Source organism: Ensifer sp. NPDC090286 (assembly GCF_044769565.1).
In the GTDB taxonomy this organism is placed as follows: Bacteria; Pseudomonadota; Alphaproteobacteria; order Rhizobiales; family Rhizobiaceae; genus Ensifer.
The window spans coordinates 16,966-36,065 of record NZ_JBIVYF010000003.1; the positions used below are offsets into that span (position 1 = coordinate 16,966).

Sequence of the window (19,100 nt, forward strand, 5' to 3'; positions counted from 1 at the left end):
GCCTTTGCCGGACCTCGAACGAAGAGGCGGCGCATCTGACTGCGCCGCCCGCTGGCTATGACCGTGGCGATCAGAGCGCGGCCTTCACCTTTTCGGCAACCTCGGGCGAAACCCACGGGGTCCAGATATCGGCGTTTTCCTGCAGGAAGTGCTTGGCGCCCTCCTCGCCGCTCGCCTGGTTGTCGGTCATCCAGGCCATCAGCTTGTTGACCGTATCGTTGGTCCAGGCGCGCTTGTTGAGATAGTCCATCGCCGGGCCAGCACGATCGGCGAAGCCCTTGGTCACGAGCGTCTGGACCTTGTCCTTCGGCCAGTCGTTCTTCTTCGGATCCGGGCAGTCGGCGACGGTGTTGCAGCGCTTCCATTCGGCCGGATCGGCGGCCACGCCATGCTCGAGCTTCACCATCTCGTACTTCCCGAGAAGAGCCGTCGGCGCCCAGTAGTAGCCGACCCAGCCCTGCTTGCGCTCATAGGCCTTGGCGATCGAGCCATCGAGGCCTGCGGCCGAACCGGTATCGACCAGCGTGAAGCCAGCCGCTTCGCCGCCATAGGCCTTGTAGAGCTGCGTCGTCACGACCGTGCCGCCCCAGCCCTGCGGGCCGTTGAAGACGGCGCCCTTGCTTGCGTCTTCCGGATCCGGGAACAGTTCCTTGTGCTTCAGGGCGTCATCGATCGTCTTGATGTCGGGATTGGCGTCGACGATGTATTTCGGCACCCACCAGCCCTGCACGGCGCCATCGGAGAGCGCGATCGCCGCGCCGACGAGCTTGCCTTCCTCAAGACCGCGATTGACGACGTCGGGAAGCAGGTCGACCCAGCCTTCCGGTGCGACATCCGGCTGTCCCTTTTCGATCATCGAGGTGATCGTCGGCACGGTGTCGCCAACCACCAGTTCGGCATTGCATCCGTAGCCTTCCGTCAGGATGATCTTGTCGACACTCGCCAGCACCTCGGCGCTCTGCCAGTTCATGTTGGCGATCGTCACGTCGCCGCATTCGGCGGCCGAAGCTGCGCCAGCGAGGCCGAGGAGGCCTGCGGCCAGGCAAGTCGTTGCAAGAAGCTTCTTCATTTCCGTTCCCTTGTTTTGGCGGTGCATCCCGTCGCACTGCCGATCTCACCGCGGGGATCGACAGCGTCACAGGGCTCGGTCCAACTCAAGACAACAGGGACCGAACGGCCTGCAGATCCGTCGGCGTCAAGCCGATGACACCATGAAAGCTAACGGGCTTTTCCGGCAAGGACTTTCCCATTTGCGTCAACGGGTGCCTTTCCTAATATTTGCGCATCGTCGAAGTGCGCGTCAGGGCGTTTTGCTGCGCCGGTAATAGCGCGACACACGCACCCGGTTTCCGCAACGCACCGCCGAGCACCAGCGCCGCCTCGCATTGCTGCCGACGAACAGCATGACGCAATCCTCGGCTTCGCATTTGCGGATCAGCCTGGCGTCCGCGCCGGCGAGCAATGCCGCAGCGTCCTCGGCGAGGAAACCGGCCAATTGAACCACGGGCTCCGCCGTTCTTTCGCTGACGAGCCGCGGCGGATCGGTCCAATCGAGGCGGCGAACGACCGGTGCCGCCCGCATCGCCGCGTTAAGGCCCTCGATGTCCGCTGCCGAAACAGCTTGCCCGTCCATTACATGCGCGATCGCCGACGCCACATGCGAACGGACGGCAAGGACTGGCGCGAGATCGTCGGTGCCGGCCGCACCGATGCCGGCAAGCGCGAGATCAGGCAGACGACCCCTCTCCAACGCCAGCCAATGCACCATCCCGCCATCAGCCGCAAGGAGATCGGTACGACCGCTCGCGGTCAAAGGGCGGGTGTTGACGAGATCGAGAGCAAGGGGCTCTCCGACAAACGGAACCAGATCCATGCGGCCCTCACATAATGCATGATTTCGATATTGACACATTAGGTTTTCCGGCGCAATTCTAATGCATAGATATCGACAATAGGAGTGTTAAATGAACAGGCATAGCATTCCATCGATCCGCCACCGGTTCATCGAGGCCGGAGGCGTCCGCGTCTTCTACCGCGAGAGCGTGCCGGCCGGAGCGCTGGCCGACGCCCCGACGCTCCTGCTGCTGCACGGTTTCCCCTCGTCTTCGCACCAGTACCGTCGGCTAATGGACGCACTTGGCAGCGACTACCGGCTGATCGCACCTGACTATCCGGGCTTCGGGCATAGTGACGCGCCGACCTCGACGAACGATGGCGGCAGTTTTGCCTATAGTTTCGACAAGCTGGCGGATGTGATGGAGGCGTTCGTCGATGCGCTCGCGCTGAAGCGCTTCGTGCTCTACGCCTTCGATTTCGGCGCCCCCGTCGGGTTTCGGCTTGCAAGCCGGCGCCCCGAGCGCATTGCCGGGCTGATCGTCCAGAACGGCAATGCCTATTTGGAGGGGCTTTCGGACATTGCCCGCGACTTCATTGCGCTCATGCCCGAAGACGAAGGCGCTGAAGACCAGGTGCGGCAGCTTTTGACCTTGGAGATGACCCGCGCGCAATATGTCGGCGGGACGAGGGATCCGGACCTGATCGCACCGGATGGCTGGACCATGGATCAGCACTTCCTCGATCGCCCGGACCGCCGCCAGCCGCAAATCGACCTGGCCTTCGACTACAAGAGCAACCTTGCCCGTTACGGCGAATGGCAGGAGTGGCTGCGCCGTGAACAACCACCGACCCTGATCACCTGGGGACGCAACGATCCCTTCTTCACGGAAAAGGGCGCCCGCGCCTTCCTCACCGACCTTCCCGAGGCCGAGCTCCACCTGTTCGACACCGGCCACTTCGCCCTGGAAGAAAACCTGCCGGAGATTGCGCCGCTGATTGCCGATTTCGTCGATCGTATCTGGGTAAAGGCGTGAAACGACAAAGGCGCCGTGACCAATGGCCGCCGGCGCCTTTGTAAACCTCAATGGGCCGCAGGTCTTACGACCCTCCCGAACATCACATGTTCGGATAGACCGGACCTTCGCCGCCTTGGGGCGGCACCCAGTTGATGTTCTGATTCGGGTCCTTGATGTCGCAGGTCTTGCAGTGCACGCAGTTCTGCGCGTTGATGATGAAGACGTCCTGACCGTCCTTCTCCACCCACTCGTAGACACCGGCCGGACAGTAACGCGTCGACGGGCCGGCATAGATGTCGTGTTCGGAGCGCTTCTGCAGATCCATGTCCTTCACCTTGAGATGGACCGGCTGGTCCTCCTCGTGGTTGGTGTTCGACAGGAACACCGAGGACAGCCGATCGAAGGTGAGAACCCCATCCGGCTTCGGATAGTCGATCTTCTGGTGCTGGGCGGCCGGCTCGAGCGACTGCGCATCGGTCTTACCGTGCTTCAGCGTGCCGAAGAACGAGAAGCCGAACAGCTGGTTGGTCCACATGTCCAAGCCACCGAGCCCGACGCCGATCGCCGTGCCGAACTTCGACCACAGCGGCTTGACGTTCCGGACCCGCTTCAGGTCCTGGCCGATGGCGCTGTCGCGCCAGCCGCGTTCGATCTCGATGGGCTCGTCATTGGCCCGACCCGCTTCGATCGCCGCCGCCAGCTTTTCCGCGGCAAGAATGCCTGAAAGCACCGCATTGTGGCTGCCCTTGATGCGCGGCACGTTGACGAGGCCGGCCGAACAGCCGATCAGCGCGCCGCCGGGGAAGGAGAGCTTCGGCACCGACTGGTAGCCGCCCTCGGTGATCGCACGCGCGCCGTAGGAAAGCCGCTTGCCGCCCTCGAAGGTGCCGCGAATGGCCGGATGCGTCTTGAAGCGCTGGAACTCCTCGAACGGGAAGAGATAGGGGTTCTTGTAGTTGAGGTGCACGACGAAGCCGACGGCGACCATGTTGTCTTCGAGATGGTAGAGGAACGAGCCGCCACCGGTCTTCATGCCGAGCGGCCAGCCGAAGGAGTGCTGCACCAGGCCCGGACGATGGTTTTCCGGCTTCACCTGCCAGAGTTCCTTGAGGCCGATGCCGAACTTCTGGACGTCGCTGTCCCTGGAGAGATCGAACTTGGCGATCAGCTGCTTGGCGAGCGAGCCGCGCACGCCCTCGCCGATCAGCGTGTACTTGCCGAGCAGTGCCATGCCGCGGGCGAAGTTCGGACCCGGCTCGCCGTTCCGCTCGATGCCCATGTCGCCGGTGGCGACACCGATGACGGCACCCTCGTCGTTGTAGAGCACTTCGGTTGCGGCAAAGCCCGGATAGATCTCGACGCCGAGTTCTTCCGCCTTTGTCGCCAGCCAGCGACAGACGTTTCCGAGCGAGACGATGTAATTGCCGTGATTGTTCATCAGCGGCGGCATCAAAAAGTTCGGCAGGCGGATCGAGCCGGCCGGTCCCAAAAACAGGAAGTGGTCGTCCTTCACTTCGGTCTTGAACGGATGGTCGGCGTCCTTACGCCAGTCGGGCAGCAGCCGGTCGATGCCGATCGGATCGACGACGGCGCCGGACAGAATATGCGCACCGACCTCGGCACCCTTTTCGAGCACGACCACCGAAAGCTCCGGATTGACCTGCTTCAGCCGGATCGCCGCGGCCAGACCCGCCGGTCCCGCACCCACGATCACAACGTCGAACTCCATGCTCTCGCGTTCGGGCAGGTCTTGTTCGGTCATACCGTCTCTCCAGTCTCACCGGTCTTCTGCCGGCTCAGTTCCCAGGGCATATCATTCCGTCATGGCAAATGCAGTTTGGCTTGTCGAGCCGGGATGCGACAGACGATGCCCGCTTTTGCGCATGAGGTCATGAGTATAGGGCAAATATCTATATGACGTGTACGTAAACGTAAATATATCAATTTGTCGCGCAGCAAAGCTACGGGCCATGCGGCCTTGCTTTTGCCGAAGAGCCGTGCGAGGAGGCCGCCGCACCCTTCCAGCGGTACGCGCTGGCACACCCCATTCGCAATCGGCACGCGGCAAGGCGCCTCTCGGCGTCCGGACGGCGTGTCTTTCGGCTTTGCAGCCGGCCGCCCATCGATCCCTGAGAGCGGCCCACGGAATTCATGTTGCGTCGCGCGCCTGCCGGCTTGCTCCGGGCGGCGAAGCGACGCCAGACGCAAGGAGACACTCATGGTCAAGGCACTCGGCTTTGATTTCGGCACCACCAATTCCGTTCTGGCGGTTGCCGCGGGCGACACGACCCATTCGATGCACTTCGACAGCCTCGCCGGCTCGACCGACGCCATGCGTACTGCCCTCTCCTTCATGAAGGATGCCAAGCTTGGCGCCCAGGCGCTGAAGGTCGAGGCGGGCCAGGCCGCCATCCGCGCCTTCATCGACAATCCCGGCGACTGTCGCTTCCTGCAGTCGATCAAGACCTTTGCCGCAAGCCCGCTCTTCCAAGGCACGCAGGTCTTTGCCAAGCGCCACAGCTTCGAAGACCTGATGCGCGTGTTCCTGACCAAGCTGCGCGACTATGCCGGCGACGGCTGGGCCGACCAGTACAGCCGCATCGTCGTCGGGCGTCCGGTGCACTTTGCCGGCTCCAGCCCCGACCCGGCGCTGGCGCTCGAGCGCTATGGCGCGGCCCTCTCCGAATTCGGCTTCCCGGAAGTGCACTACGTCTACGAGCCGGTGGCAGCGGCCTTCTACTTCGCCCAGAACCTGAAGCAAGACGCGACGGTGCTCGTCGCCGACTTCGGCGGCGGCACGACCGACTATTCGCTGATCCGCTTCGAGACCAAGGCCGGACGCCTGACGGCAACCCCGATCGGCCATTCGGGCGTTGGCATCGCCGGCGACCACTTCGACTTCCGCATCATCGACAACGTCGTCTCGCCGCTGATCGGAAAGGGGAGTCTGTTCAAGAGCTTCGACAAGCTGCTTGAAGTACCGTCGAACTACTACGCGAATTTCGGCCGCTGGAATCAGCTTTCGATCTTTAAGACACTGAAAGATTTCACGGATCTGAAGAAGCTGGTGCGCCAGAGCCTGGAGCCGGAAAAGCTGGAGGCCTTCGTCGACCTGATCGAACATGATGAAGGTTACCCGCTCTACAACGCGATCTCGGCAACCAAGATGCAGCTGTCGAAGCAGGACGAGACCGAATTCTATTTCGCGCCGCTCGGCGAAATGTCGCGCCGCACCGTTCGCCGCAGCGATTTCGAAGGCTGGATCGCACCGGAGCTCGCCCGCATCGAAGGCGCACTCGACGACGTGCTGCAGTCGACCGCAACGGCACCCGAGACGATCGACAAGGTGTTCTTGACCGGCGGCACCTCCTTCGTTCCAGCCGTACGCGGCATCTTCGAGCGGCGTTTCGATGCCGACCGGATCGAGAGCGGCGGCGAACTGCTGTCGATCGCCCACGGCCTGGCGCTGATCGGCGAGCACGAGGACATCGCCCACTGGACCGCCAACGCAGCCTGAGCCGACGCGCAGGCCCGATGTGCATGACCTTGGATAGGAGGGCCGAGCGCCGGAAAAGCGGTTCCGGTCCGGCCGCTTATGGGCTAGGTTGGCGGCCATGATTTCCGCCCACGACCTCTCTCCGGCGCAGCTTGCCGCCCTCCTCGCCTTCCACGGCGATGCGGGCGTCGAATGGCTGCTGGAAGAGGAGCCGGTCGATCGGTTCGCCGAATTCGAGGCGATGAAGGCAGCGCGCGGCAGTGCCCGCGCGACGGTAACCAGCAACCGGGCGGAGGCACCCGCCTCGCAACCGGCTGCGCGCCAGACACCGGCGGCCGCTGCCCCCACGCCTTCCCGCGCAGCGGCCCCGGTCGCGAATGCCCCAGCGGTTGCCATTCCCGATGCGCAGGCGATCGAAGAAGCGCGCTTTGCCGCCGAATCGGCGCGGTCGCTCGCCGAACTGCGGACCGCGATGGAAGGTTTTGCCGGCTGCAATCTCAGGAACAGCGCCCGCAATCTGGTTTTTGCCGAGGGCGATGCGGCAAGCGGCATCATGATCGTCGGCCCGATGCCCTATGCCGACGACGATCGCGACGGCCAGCCCTTTGCCGGCCGCCTCGGCGAGATGCTGACCCGGATGATCGCCGGCATCGGCCTGACACGCGAAGGCGTGCTGCTCAGCAACGTCGTGCCCTGGCGCCCGCCGGGAAATCGCGTGCCGACGGCGCGCGAGGCCGACATCTGCCGCCCCTTCATCGAACGCCAGATCGCACTGGCAGAGCCCAAGCATCTGCTTCTGCTCGGCAATTTCACCGCCCGTTTCTTCTTCGGCGGCAACGACACGATCCACCAGCTTCGCGGCGAATGGCGCGAGCTTGCGATCGGCGGCATCAACGTGCCGACCCTTGCCACCCTGCATCCGCAGGACCTGGTGACGGCGCCGATCAACAAGCGCTTCGTCTGGCAGGATCTGCTTGCCTTCAAGGCCCGCATTCACGGCTGATCCCGAGGAAAGCACCTGCCCGGATGGTGCTCCCGCCCGCCTGCCCGTTTCATGAACAAAGTATGAAGAAAGCCATGCGGCCTGCGCATATCAGCGGCGCATTTTGACGCATTGCAAAATGATATGTTGCAGCGCAATATATTGACACGGGAGGAATGGAATTTAAGGAAATTGAACCATGACTGCCCGCTTTCGTCCGATCCACAGCAGCTTTGAGACGCTCCGTCACACCGGCGCTGCTCAACGGACGCCGTTCAACCGCTTTGGCACGGCAGCCAACGAGCAGATGACCGCGATCGGCCTCGCCCGGACCACCCGTCCGGCGCAGATTTTCGCCGACTTCATCCAGCGCTGATCCCCACGCGATACGCGGCCTTGCGTATCGCGTGACGCATCGTTTGACCCGACACGAAGAAAGGAACGAACCCATGACCAAGCCGATTGCCAGCCTCAAGGTCCTGCTCGATTCGATCTCCGACATCGGTACGGCCGTGCGCGCCTCGCGCGAATTTACCGTTCTCAGCACCAAGCAGGATGCACGCCGCGCCCATCGCATGGCCGTAAGCCCGCTGCTGCCGAACTGATCGCTGCCCGAAGACCAACACACCGCCTTTTTGCCATCGCCTGTCGCAATCGACAGGGCGTAGAAAACTGGATAGAGCCACACTCGTCCCGACTAAGGAGTGTCAGGCTCATCCGGTCCCGCCAGACCGTTCCTCGCTCCATCTGCGTTTGCTTGTCATCGGACAAATGACGAAGCGCCACGTTTCCAGGAGCGCCGATGCTGGCCAGCCTCGCTTCCGTCTTCAGCCTGATGGTGTCGACCCTGCTCATGATGGTCGGCTTCGGCCTGCAGAGCTATGTTATCCCCGTACGCTCCGTCGCGGAGAACTGGTCGACGCTGACGGTCTCGGTGATTGCCACCGGCTATACGGTCGGCTTCACGCTCTCCTGCGTCGTCACGCCGAAATTCGTACTGCGTGTCGGCCATGTGCGCGTCTTCACCGCGCTGATCACCCTGCTCTCCATCGCGATCCTGCTCTGCGGCCTCATCGTCGACTGGCGCGCCTGGATCGTGTTCCGCGCCATTGCCGGCTTTGCCATCTCCGGCAGCTATCTCGTCATCGAGAGCTGGCTCAACGAGCGCGTCACCAATGAAAACCGCGGCCTGCTCTTTTCGCTCTACCTGATCACGACGATGGTCGGCACGATCGGCGGACAATACATGGTGCCGCTCGGCGATCCGACCAACACATCGCTGTTCATGCTTTGCAGCGTGCTGTTCTCGCTGGCGCTGCTGCCGACGGCGCTCTCCTCATCCCCCATGCCGGCGCCGCCGGCGCAGGCGAAGTTCGATATCCCCGCCCTCTTTCGCCGCTCGCCGGTTGCCGTCGTCGGCGGCTTCCTCGCCGGCGCGCTGTCGGGCGCCTGGCTGAACCTTGGCGGCGTCTTTACCCAGAAGATCGGACTTTCGACGGCGGAAGGCGCCACATTGCTCGCCTCGCTATTGACGGGTAGCGCCCTCTCGCAGATCCCGATCGGGCGTCTTTCCGACAAGATCGACCGGCGCATCGTCATGGTCGGCTGCGGCATCGTCGGCGTCATCTCGTGCCTGGTGATGTCGGCATCGATCGGCAGCCAGCCCGCTGTTCTGTACATCATCGCCGCCTTCGTCGGATCGGTTCTCTTCCCGATCTACGCGCTGAACGTCGCGCATGCCAACGACCTTGCCAAGCCAAACGAATATGTCGAGACGTCCTCGGGCCTGATGATCACCTACGGGCTCGGCACGATTTCCGGCCCGCTCATGGTCGGTCCGGTCATGGACCGTTTCGGCCCGGCGGCGCTGTTTCTCGTCCTTGCCGTCTACTTCGCGCTCTATGGCGGCTATGCCGCCTGGCGCATTCTGCGGCGCGAACAGCACAAGGGGCTCGTCGTCAAGACCGACTTCCAGGCAACGAGCGTCATGCCGACACCCGGCCCCGATGTGACGAGCCCGGCTGCCCTGCAGGCGGCACAGGAACCGCTGATTGACGACGACACGGTCCCGGCCTGGGAAAACCCGCGACCGTAGGCCGTGGCTCAGCCCTGCGGCGTCACATGCTTGCGGGCGCCCCGGCGCTCGAGGCCGAGCCGGTGCTCGCGAAAGATGATGAAGATGCCGGCGCCGACGACGATGGCCGTGCCGACGAGCATGGTGGCCGTCGGGATATCGTCGAACAGGAAGTATCCGATGATTAGGCCGAGCACGATCGAGGTGTATTCGAACGGTGCGATCGTCGACATGTCGGCATGGCGATAGCTCTCGGTCAGAAGGATCTGGGCGACACCGCCGCAGAAACCGGCAAACATCAAGAGCAGGAAGGCTTCGCGCGAAATCGACGGCCAGCCGAAAGGCAAGGTCGCGAGAGAGAAGACCGAAGCCGACAGCGAAAAGTAGAGCACGATCGTGTGGGTACGCTCATTCTTGACGAGCTTTCGCACCAGCACCATCGCAACGGCGCCGAGCGCCGCCGAGACCAGCACCGCGACTGCCCCCATGGCCTCGAACGAACCGAAGCCCCCCTCTTCGAACAGCGTCAGCCGCGGCCAGGTGATGATCATCACCCCGACGAGCCCGATGACGACCGCCGACCAGCGATAGAGCCGGACGGATTCGCCGAGAAAGATTGCGGCGAACGCGACCGCGATCAGCGGCATGGCATAGCCGATGGCGATGGCTTCAGGCAGCGGCAGATGCACAAGACCGTAGAAGCCGAAGCTCATTGCGAGAATGCCGATGAAGCCGCGAGCGATATGGCCGGTGATGTCCTTGGTCTTGAAAGCGTCGCGCAACTGTCCGCGAAGAGCGAGATAACCGAGGATCGGCACCATGGCGAAGGCCGAGCGGTAGAAGGTGATCTGGCCGGTGGCGATCTCGTTTCCGGCCGCCTTGATCAGCGTCGACATGCAAACGAAAATGACGACGGAAAGGACCTTGAGCAGGATCCCCTTCATCGGGCTTTCGACTTCCGCATTCATTGAGGGCACTTTTCGAACAGCCTTGACCGGCAATCAGCAGGCACGCGGGCTGGTTTGGAGATTTTTCAGCGGAGAGAACCGCTGCAGGACCCCACCACCTTAGCGACGCTTCGCATGAAAGTCGGATCAAACTTCGTGATGAATGACGTTTTTTCTTGATCGATTAACCTTCGACAGTAGGACGCCCGGCTTTTCTTTAGCTGCCCCGAAAAAAACCTTTCCAATTCATGTCTTGTTAGTCCCACTTCGGTACACATCGGTCCGATAAGGGAGCGGGAAGATTAACGGACGCCATGTCTTTTCTGCCGGAAGTGCGGTCGCCGGCATCACAATCGTGTGGCACAGCCCAGCTTTTCGCCCCTTGGCCTTTTCACCATCACAGGCGCCCTCTACAAATTCTCCAGTAGAACGGTGCAAGCGGGACTGACCATGCGGACAAATACTGGCCAGATCATTCATCTGGAAGACTACCGGCCGACCGACTTCGTTCTGGAGAGAGTGGATCTGACCTTCGAGCTAGACCCGAAGGAGACCAAGGTCGAGGCCCGGCTGATCTTCCATCGCCGCGAAGGTGTCGACAGTGCCGCGCCGCTCGTGCTTGATGGCGACGAGTTGACAATGACCGGCCTGCTGCTCGACCAGGAAGAGCTTGCGACGTCGCTCTACGATGTCGCCGACGATACGCTGACGATCCGCGGCCTGCCCGAAACCGCCCCGTTCGAAATCACCATCACCACGCTGCTTTCGCCCGAGACCAATACGCAGCTCATGGGGCTCTACCGCACCAACGGCGTCTACAGCACCCAGTGCGAGGCCGAAGGCTTCCGCCGCATCACCTATTTCCCCGATCGTCCGGATGTGCTCGCCGTCTACACGGTCAACATCATCGCCGACAAGGCGTCCTCTCCCCTCCTGCTTTCGAACGGCAACTATCTCGGCGGCGCCGACATGGGCGACGGCCGTCACTTCGCCGCCTGGTTCGATCCGCATCCGAAGCCGAGCTATCTCTTTGCGCTGGTCGCCGGCGACCTCGGCGTGGTCGAGGATACCTTCACGACCATGTCCGGCCGCGACGTTGCGCTGAAGATCTATGTCGAACACGGCAAGGAGCCCCGCGCCTCCTACGCCATGGATGCGCTCAAGCGCTCGATGAAGTGGGATGAAGAGGCCTTCGGTCGCGAATACGACCTCGACATCTTCATGATCGTCGCCGTCTCCGACTTCAACATGGGCGCCATGGAGAACAAGGGCCTCAACGTCTTCAACGACAAATACGTGCTTGCGGACCCGGAAACGGCGACCGATGCGGACTACGCCAATATCGAGGCGATCATCGCGCACGAATATTTCCACAACTGGACCGGCAACCGCATCACCTGCCGCGACTGGTTCCAGCTCTGCCTGAAGGAAGGCCTGACGGTCTACCGCGACCACGAATTCTCCGCCGACATGCGCTCGCGCGCAGTCAAGCGCATTGCCGAAGTGCGTCATCTGAAGTCGGAGCAGTTCCCCGAGGATGCAGGTCCGCTCGCCCATCCGGTGCGTCCGACGAAATACCGCGAAATCAACAACTTCTACACGACGACGGTCTATGAAAAGGGATCGGAAGTCACCCGCATGATCGCGACCATTCTCGGCCGCGATCTGTTCAAGAAGGGCATGGATCTCTATTTCGACCGGCACGACGGCCAGGCGGTGACGATCGAGGATTTCGTCGCCTGCTTCGAGGCGGCAAGCGGTCGAGATCTGCGCCAGTTCGCACTCTGGTATCACCAGGCCGGAACGCCGCTGGTCACCGCTTCGGGCGCCTATGACGCCGCCAAGCAGACCTTTACCCTGTCGCTCGAACAGACCGTGCCGCCGACGCCCGGACAGAGCGCCAAGGAAGCGATGCACATTCCGCTGAAGATGGGCCTGCTGCTCGAAAACGGCAGCGAAGCTGCCCTTACCGCCGTTTCCGGCGCCGACATGACCGACGACGTCCTGCATCTGACGGAGCGCAAGCAGACGGTGGTCTTCTCGGGCATCCCCTCGCGCCCGGTTCCGTCGTTCAACCGCAGCTTCTCCGCGCCGATCAACCTGCATATCGAGCAGAGCGCCGACGACCTCGCGCTGATCGCGCACCACGAAAGCGACCTCTTCGCCCGCTGGCAGGCGCTCAACGCCATCGCGCTTGGCAATCTCGTCGAGGCGACGGCGAATATCCGCGCCGGCAAGCCGGTCACCGCGGACAAGGCGCTGATCAACGGCCTGATCCGGGCCGCCGCCGACGACAGCCTCGAGCCGGCCTTCCGTTCGCAGGCGCTGGCACTCCCGAGCGAATCCGATATCGCCCGGGAGATCGGCACTAACAACGATCCGGACGCGATCCACGCGGCCCGTCAGCAGATCCTGACGGCCGTTGCCGTCGCCGGACGCGACACCTTCCTCAAGCTCGCCGACGAGCTCGTCTCCGGCGGCGAGTTCAGCCCGGATGCGGCAAGCGCCGGCAGGCGGGCACTGCGCAACACCGCACTCACCTACCTCGTTCAGGCCGACGACGGCCCTGAGCGTGCGGCGAAGGCCTTTGCGGCGGCCAACAACATGACCGATCTCAGCCATGCGCTGGCGCTGCTCGCGCACCGCTTCCCGGATTCGGCCGAGGCGGCAGAGGCGCTTTCAACATTCCGCACGCGTTTCGCCGACAACGCGCTCGTCATCGACAAGTGGTTCGCCGTGCAGGCGACGATCCCGGGCGCTGGCACGCTCGATCGCATCAAGGCGCTGATGAACGAGCCGCTGTTCAACGGCAACAATCCGAACCGCGTGCGCTCGCTGGTGGGCACCTACGCCTTTGCCAACCCGACCGGCTTCAACCGCGCCGACGGCGAAGGCTACCGCTTCCTCGCGCGCCAGATCCTCGACATCGACCCGCGCAATCCGCAGCTTGCGGCCCGCATCCTGACCTCCATGCGCTCCTGGCGTTCGCTGGAGGACAAGCGTGCCGGGCATGCCCGCAAGGCGCTGAAGGAGATCGCCGGCGCGTCGAAACTTTCGGCCGATGTCGGCGACATCGTCGAGCGCATGCTCAAGGCCTGAGCATCGCCAAAGCCTGATTTTCCTGGGGCCGGGCCGCTACTGCATGTCTCCTTAAATCGACCTCGATTTAAGGAAAAGACATGCAGCAAATCAAAGTGTTACAGCGGCCTTTGCGCGTCTGACTAAGACGCGCGGCGCTGTAGCGCGGCCCGGCCTATTATTTTCCAACGATAAGAAATGGTTAACAAATCTTTACCAGCGCCTCTGGACAAGGCGAATCGCCCTGTGATTCATTGAGTCAGATTCGGGCGAGCGGCGCGCCGAATCATCAGAGGGTTTAGAGCATTGGGAAAGATGGCGGACGCGCGACCAGCGAGCGCAGCCGACGGGCGGTTGCGACTCAAGCTTCCAGGCGTCACCGGCCTGGAGCAGGAGTTTATCTCGCAGGCGAAGATCTTTGCCGGGCCGGCTTCGCGCCGCCTGGCAAACGCGGAGCCCATTCTCAAGCGCTCCATCCCGATCCTGATCATTGCGTTCCTGATCATCGTGGCGGTTTCGCGCATGTCCAGCATCATGGACGAGCACGCCCGCATGGAGGAAAGCTCGCGCCAGACCGTCGGCCTTGCGGCGGCGATCGCCGTTGCCGCCTTCCAGACGGACGGCGTCGCGCTGTTTGACGAGGGCCGGCGCGCCGAGGCGGAGCAACGCTTCAGCCAGTTTCTGCCGACCGGCATGCTCGATCCCGGCACGTTCATCCTCGCGGTGCGCAAGGACGGACGGATATTCGCAAGCACGGAGGGCGGTGGGCCGCTCATCGGACGCACGCTCGCCGCGGCCGCGCCCGACATCGCAACTCTGCAATATTTCGGCGAACATTCGAGCATCATGAAAACGGCGATCGCCGGCGCCGACCACATCGTGGCGCTGGCGCAGCTGCCCGATGCGGCTGGCGTCGTGCTGGCCGCAACGCCGGTCACCCAGCTCGAGACGACCTGGCGAGACGAAGTTTCGCTGAACGTCACGCTCTTTGCCGGCATCTCGGCCATCCTCTTGATGGTGCTCTACGCCTACTACATCCAGGCAAAACGCGCCCGCGATGCCGATTCCGTCTTTGCCGAATCGAACCTGCGGGTCGAGACGGCGCTCTCGCGCGGCCGCTGCGGACTTTGGGATTTCGATCTCGCCAACCGTCGGCTGTTCTGGTCGCGCTCGATGTACGAAATGCTCGGTATGCCCGGCGAAAGCAGCGTGCTCTCCTTCGGCGACGCCGCACGTCTGATGCATCCTGACGATCACGGCATCTACAGCGTCGCCCGCACGATCGCCCGCGGCGACGCGCGCCAGATCGACCAGGTGTTCCGCATGCGCCATGCGGATGGTCACTACGTGTGGCTGCGCGCCCGCGCCGAGATTATCCGCACCGCCTCGGGCCGGGCGCATCTGATCGGCATCGCCATGGACGTGACCGAACAGCACCGGCTTGCCCAGCGCTACGCCGAGGCCGACCAGCGGCTCGCCGATGCGATCGAATGTACCTCCGAAGCCTTCGTGCTCTGGGACAAGCACGACCGCCTCGTGATGTGCAACACCCACTTCCAGGAGGCCTATAAGCTTCCGGATCATGTGCTGGTTCCCGGCACCGAACGCATTGCCGTGCATACGGCGGCAGCGCGGCCAGTGGTCGAGCGCCGGATCGCCGACCCGGACCACAGCAACCAGTCGCAGACGAGCGAAGTCCAGCTTGCGGACGAGCGCTGGCTGCAGATCAATGAGCGGCGCACGCGCGACGGCGGCCTCGTCTCCGTCGGCACAGACATCACGCTCCTGAAGCGCCACCAGGTACGCCTGCGCGAATCCGAACGGCGGCTGATGGCGACCATCGGCGACCTCTCGGCCTCGCGCATGACGCTGGAGCGGCAGAAGACCGAGCTTTCGGTCGCCAATTCCAACTACCAGGTCGAAAAGGACCGCGCGGAAGCGGCCAATCGCGCCAAGTCCGAATTCCTCGCGAACATGTCGCATGAGCTGCGCACGCCGCTCAACGCCATCCTCGGCTTCTCGGAAATCCTGCAGAACCAGATGTTCGGGCCGCTCGGCTCGGAGAAGTACAACGAGTATTCGCGCGACATCCATGAGAGCGGCAAGCATCTCTTGAACGTCATCAACGACATCCTCGACATGTCGAAGATCGAGGCCGGGCACATGCGCATCAGCCGCGAGACGATCGATCTCGCGCCCCTCATCGAGGAAACGCTGCGCTTCACCACCATTCCGGCCGAGCAGAAGAACATCCACTTGGTGCAGCAGATCTCGTCGGGCCTGACCATGGTCGCCGATCGGCGGGCGATGAAGCAGGTGCTGCTCAACCTCCTGTCCAATGCGGTGAAGTTCACCAATGAGGGCGGGCGGATTTCGCTTCGGGCACGCAAGGTGACGGGCGCGGTGACGCTCACCATCGCCGACTCCGGCATCGGCATTCCGCGCGACGCGCTTCAGAAGATCGGCCAACCCTTCGAACAGGTGCAGAGCCAGTACGCCAAGAGCAAGGGCGGATCCGGCCTGGGGCTCGCGATCTCGCGCTCACTCACGCGCCTGCACGGCGGCAGCATGAGAATACACTCGACAGAGAATGTCGGGACCATCATCTCGGTCAGGATCCCGGACCGAACCTAAGGCAGGGTCTCAATCAGCGCGCGGACGTCCGCGCGCCTTCCGCTTTCCGCGCGGCCCCATTCACCCCGAAACGACCGATTGGAAGACGCGCCGCACGGACTTGGAAAGCCTGCGGACGTCTCCCTCCAGGGTTTTAAGGTCCGGATAGTCCCCTGCCCGGCAGACGAGATCGATCAGGCCCGCGGGCGCTTCCTTCGGCTCGAACTCGCCCTCGATGCAAAGCCGCACGATCTGGGACAGTTCGGTGAAAAGATGCAGCGCCTCCAGCGCCACATCGAGATCGTTCGGGTTCATCAGCGCATCGCCAAGCAGCTTCAACGCGTCGGCGGTATTGGTGCCCGATGTCAACGGCTGAACGCCCTTGGCCGGTGCCACGAGCGCCAGATACTGGGTGATGAACTCGATATCGACGAGACCGCCCGGGATCAGCTTGAAGTCCCAGATGTCGCTCGGCGGTTTTTCGCTATCGATCATCTCGCGCATGGAGATCACGTCGGCGCTGACCTTGGCAACATCGCGCTTGCGCCCGAGGATCTCGGCGAAGATCCCGTTGGCCTCGGCCATCAGCCGGTCGTCGCCGCAGATGCAGCGCGCCCGGGTCAAAGCCAGATGCTCCCAGGTCCAGGCCTCTTCGCGCTGATACTTGGCAAAGGCGTTGATCCGGGTTGCGACCGGGCCCTTGTTGCCCGAGGGACGAAGCCGCATGTCGACCTCGTAGAGAATGCCTTCCGCCGTCGGCGCGGAAAGTGCGGCGATCAGGCGCTGCGTCACGCGCGTGAAGTAACGCGTCGGATCGAGCGGCTTGGCGCCGTCGGACTCGGTTGCCGTCTCGTCGTAGTCGTAGAGCAGGATCAGGTCGACGTCCGAGCCCGCGGTCAGCTCGTGGCTGCCGAGCTTGCCCATGCCGACGACGGCGATACGGCCGCCAGGGAAATTGCCATGAACGGAGCGGACTTCATCCTCGACCGCCTTCACCGCCGCAGCGATAATGAGGTCGGCAAGATCGGTAAAGGCGCGGCCGGCTTGCGCGCCGGAGATGGCGCCGGTCAAAAGCCGGATGCCGATCAGGAAGCGCTGCTCGGCGGCGATGATCCTGAGGCGATCGAGCACCTCCTCATAGTGCCTTGCACCGCCGACGAAATTGGCGATGCGTGGCGCCAGATACTCCCGCGTCGGCAGTTCGGCGAGCAGGCCGGGATCGAGCATGCCATCAAAGACATGCGGGCGCGCGGCGATGATTTCGGCAAGCCTTGGCGCCGACGACATGACATTAACGATCAGCGACAGGAGGCCCGGATTGTTGCCGAGCAACGAGAAGAGCTGAATGCCGGCCGGCAGGCCGGAGATGAAGTTGTCGAACCGCAGCAGCGCGTCGTCGGCGCGCCGGCTTTCGCCGAAGACCCGCAGCAGTTCCGGCGTCAGCTCGGTCAGGCGCTCGCGCGCCTCGACCGACTGCGTGGCGCGGTAGCGGCCATAGTGCCAGGTGCGGATCGTGTGGGAGATGTCCGACGGCCGCTGGAAGCCGAGTTTCTTCAGCGTCTCCAACGTATCCGGGTCGTCGCGCTGGCCGGTGAAGACGAGGTTTCCGGTCTCGGTCGAGAGCTTGGCTTCCTGTTCGAAGAGCTGGGCATAGCGGCGCTCGACGGTCTTCAGCACGCGCGACAGGGCCTTGGAGAAGGCGGCCGTATCCTCGAAGCCAAGCATGTAGGCGATGCGCTTCAGCTCCGCTTCGGTCTCGGGCAGGACATGGGTCTGCTCGTCACGCACCATCTGAATCCGGTGCTCGGCATCGCGCAGGAACCAATAGGCTTCGACAAGTTCGTCGGCCGTCTCCTCGTCGATCCAGCCGGCCTTGACGAGCGCCCGCAGCATCGGCTCCGTTGCGCGCTGGCGCAGGTCCGGCATGCGGCCACCGGCAATCAACTGTTGGGTCTGGACGAAGAACTCGATCTCGCGGATACCGCCGCGGCCGAGCTTGATGTTGTGGCCTTTGACCGCGATCTCACCGTGCCCCTTGTGGGCATGGATCTGCCGCTTGATCGAATGAATGTCGGCGATCGCCGCATAGTCGAGATATTTGCGGAAAACGAAGGGGACCAGGTCCTTGAGGAAGTGCTTGCCGGCCTCGATGTCGCCGGCGACCGGCCGCGCCTTGATGAAGGCGGCGCGCTCCCAGTTCTGCCCCCTGCTTTCGTAATAGAGCATCGCCGCTTCGACCGGGATCGCGAGCGGCGTCGAACCTGGATCCGGGCGCAGGCGCAGGTCGGTGCGGAAGACGTACCCGTCGCCGCTACGCTCCTGCAGGATGCGGATCAACCGGCGCAGCAACCGACCGAAAGTTTCCGAGGCATCGTCGCGGTCGACGATGATGCCGGATTGCGGATCGTAGAAGACGACGAGGTCGATATCGGAGGAATAGTTGAGCTCGAAGGCGCCGAGCTTGCCCATGCCGAGCACGACGACACCGGAACCGGCGCTCGGATTTGCGACGTCCTTGACCTTCAGCTTGCCGCTCTCGTTCGCGCTCAAGAGCAGGTGGTCGATCGTCGCGGAGACGGCAGCGCCGGCGAATTCGCTGAGCCAGCGGGTGGTTTCGCGCCCGTCGAAATGGCGGGAGAGATCGGCGAGAGCAACCGCGAAGGCGAGCTCACGCTTGGCGCGTCTCAGCCGCGCCATGATCTCGGTATCCGGCAATGCCGCACCGCCCTCGTTCGGCTTCCAGGCATCGCGGGCGCGGCGCACGCGCTCGCTCAGGAAAGCCGTGAGTTCGGTCGACAGAAGTTCTTCGAGAATAGCCGGTCGGCTGTCGCCGGTATCGCGAAGGAAGGGGGAAAGGGCAAAGGCCGAGACGATGAAGGTCTTGAACGGCGTGTCGGACGCAAGCAGGCTTGCAACCTTTTCGTGGCCCTTGGCCATATCCTTCAACACCGAAAGCGCTGTCTTGGCATCGGCTTGTGTGGCCGGACGGATCGGTGTCGTCTCGACCGCCCAGCACTTCTGCATCTGTTCCTGCATGCCGTCTCCCTCTGGCCGGAGC

13 protein-coding genes are annotated in these 19,100 nt (G+C 63.3%); 8 read left to right on the top strand and 5 right to left on the bottom strand.

Going from position 1 to position 19,100, the window contains the following annotated elements:
• Positions 1 to 70 precede the first annotated feature (70 nt).
• Together ACIQUG_RS15305 and ACIQUG_RS15310 are read right to left on the bottom strand one after the other, a co-directional pair.
• Positions 71 to 1,069, bottom strand: coding sequence for an ABC transporter substrate-binding protein (locus ACIQUG_RS15305; RefSeq protein WP_402323055.1), 999 nt, complete (start codon positions 1,067 to 1,069; stop codon positions 71 to 73).
• Positions 1,070 to 1,300: 231 nt separating this feature from the next.
• Positions 1,301 to 1,873: a CGNR zinc finger domain-containing protein gene (locus tag ACIQUG_RS15310; protein ID WP_402323056.1), complete on the bottom strand. Its 573-nt coding sequence runs from the start codon at positions 1,871 to 1,873 to the stop codon at positions 1,301 to 1,303.
• Positions 1,874 to 1,964: 91 nt separating this feature from the next.
• Here ACIQUG_RS15310 and ACIQUG_RS15315 point away from each other — a divergent pair, with 91 nt between their 5' ends.
• Positions 1,965 to 2,870, top strand: coding sequence for an alpha/beta fold hydrolase (locus ACIQUG_RS15315; protein ID WP_402323057.1), 906 nt, complete (start codon positions 1,965 to 1,967; stop codon positions 2,868 to 2,870).
• Positions 2,871 to 2,952: 82 nt separating this feature from the next.
• Here the strand turns inward: ACIQUG_RS15315 and ACIQUG_RS15320 are convergent, their stop codons facing one another.
• Positions 2,953 to 4,614, bottom strand: a complete 1,662-nt coding sequence (locus tag ACIQUG_RS15320) for an electron transfer flavoprotein-ubiquinone oxidoreductase (RefSeq protein ID WP_402323058.1) — start codon at positions 4,612 to 4,614, stop codon at positions 2,953 to 2,955.
• A 456-nt stretch (positions 4,615 to 5,070) separates the two neighbouring features.
• Between ACIQUG_RS15320 and ACIQUG_RS15325 the strand changes: the two genes are divergently transcribed.
• From ACIQUG_RS15325 to ACIQUG_RS15345, 5 genes are all read left to right on the top strand, one after another.
• Positions 5,071 to 6,369 carry an Hsp70 family protein gene (locus ACIQUG_RS15325; protein WP_043626896.1) on the top strand — a complete coding sequence of 433 codons (1,299 nt, stop codon included), beginning with the start codon at positions 5,071 to 5,073 and terminating at the stop codon, positions 6,367 to 6,369.
• A gap of 97 nt (positions 6,370 to 6,466) precedes the next feature.
• A complete protein-coding gene (locus tag ACIQUG_RS15330; protein ID WP_402323059.1) occupies positions 6,467 to 7,351 on the top strand; it encodes a uracil-DNA glycosylase family protein in 885 nt (294 codons plus the stop codon).
• Between the two features lie 178 nt (positions 7,352 to 7,529).
• A complete protein-coding gene (locus ACIQUG_RS15335; protein WP_156134297.1) occupies positions 7,530 to 7,706 on the top strand; it encodes a hypothetical protein in 177 nt (58 codons plus the stop codon).
• Positions 7,707 to 7,779: 73 nt separating this feature from the next.
• Entirely contained in the window at positions 7,780 to 7,935 is a 156-nt protein-coding gene (locus ACIQUG_RS15340; RefSeq protein WP_402323060.1) for a hypothetical protein, read from the top strand.
• A 197-nt stretch (positions 7,936 to 8,132) separates the two neighbouring features.
• Complete coding sequence (locus tag ACIQUG_RS15345) at positions 8,133 to 9,425, top strand: MFS transporter (RefSeq protein WP_402323061.1); 1,293 nt, start codon at positions 8,133 to 8,135, stop codon at positions 9,423 to 9,425.
• Positions 9,426 to 9,433: 8 nt separating this feature from the next.
• Here ACIQUG_RS15345 and ACIQUG_RS15350 read toward each other — a convergent pair whose 3' ends face one another.
• Complete coding sequence (locus ACIQUG_RS15350) at positions 9,434 to 10,372, bottom strand: DMT family transporter (protein WP_402323062.1); 939 nt, start codon at positions 10,370 to 10,372, stop codon at positions 9,434 to 9,436.
• A gap of 429 nt (positions 10,373 to 10,801) precedes the next feature.
• Between ACIQUG_RS15350 and pepN the strand changes: the two genes are divergently transcribed.
• Both pepN and ACIQUG_RS15360 read left to right on the top strand, forming a co-directional pair.
• Positions 10,802 to 13,450 (top strand): aminopeptidase N, encoded by a 2,649-nt coding sequence (gene pepN, locus ACIQUG_RS15355; RefSeq protein ID WP_402323063.1) that lies wholly within the window; start codon positions 10,802 to 10,804, stop codon positions 13,448 to 13,450.
• A 285-nt stretch (positions 13,451 to 13,735) separates the two neighbouring features.
• Complete coding sequence (locus ACIQUG_RS15360) at positions 13,736 to 16,063, top strand: PAS domain-containing sensor histidine kinase (RefSeq protein ID WP_402323064.1); 2,328 nt, start codon at positions 13,736 to 13,738, stop codon at positions 16,061 to 16,063.
• A gap of 60 nt (positions 16,064 to 16,123) precedes the next feature.
• On the opposite strand, the gene ACIQUG_RS15365 is transcribed toward ACIQUG_RS15360, so the two are convergent.
• Entirely contained in the window at positions 16,124 to 19,078 is a 2,955-nt protein-coding gene (locus tag ACIQUG_RS15365) for a bifunctional [glutamine synthetase] adenylyltransferase/[glutamine synthetase]-adenylyl-L-tyrosine phosphorylase (protein WP_402323065.1), read from the bottom strand.
• Positions 19,079 to 19,100: the final 22 nt, after the last annotated feature.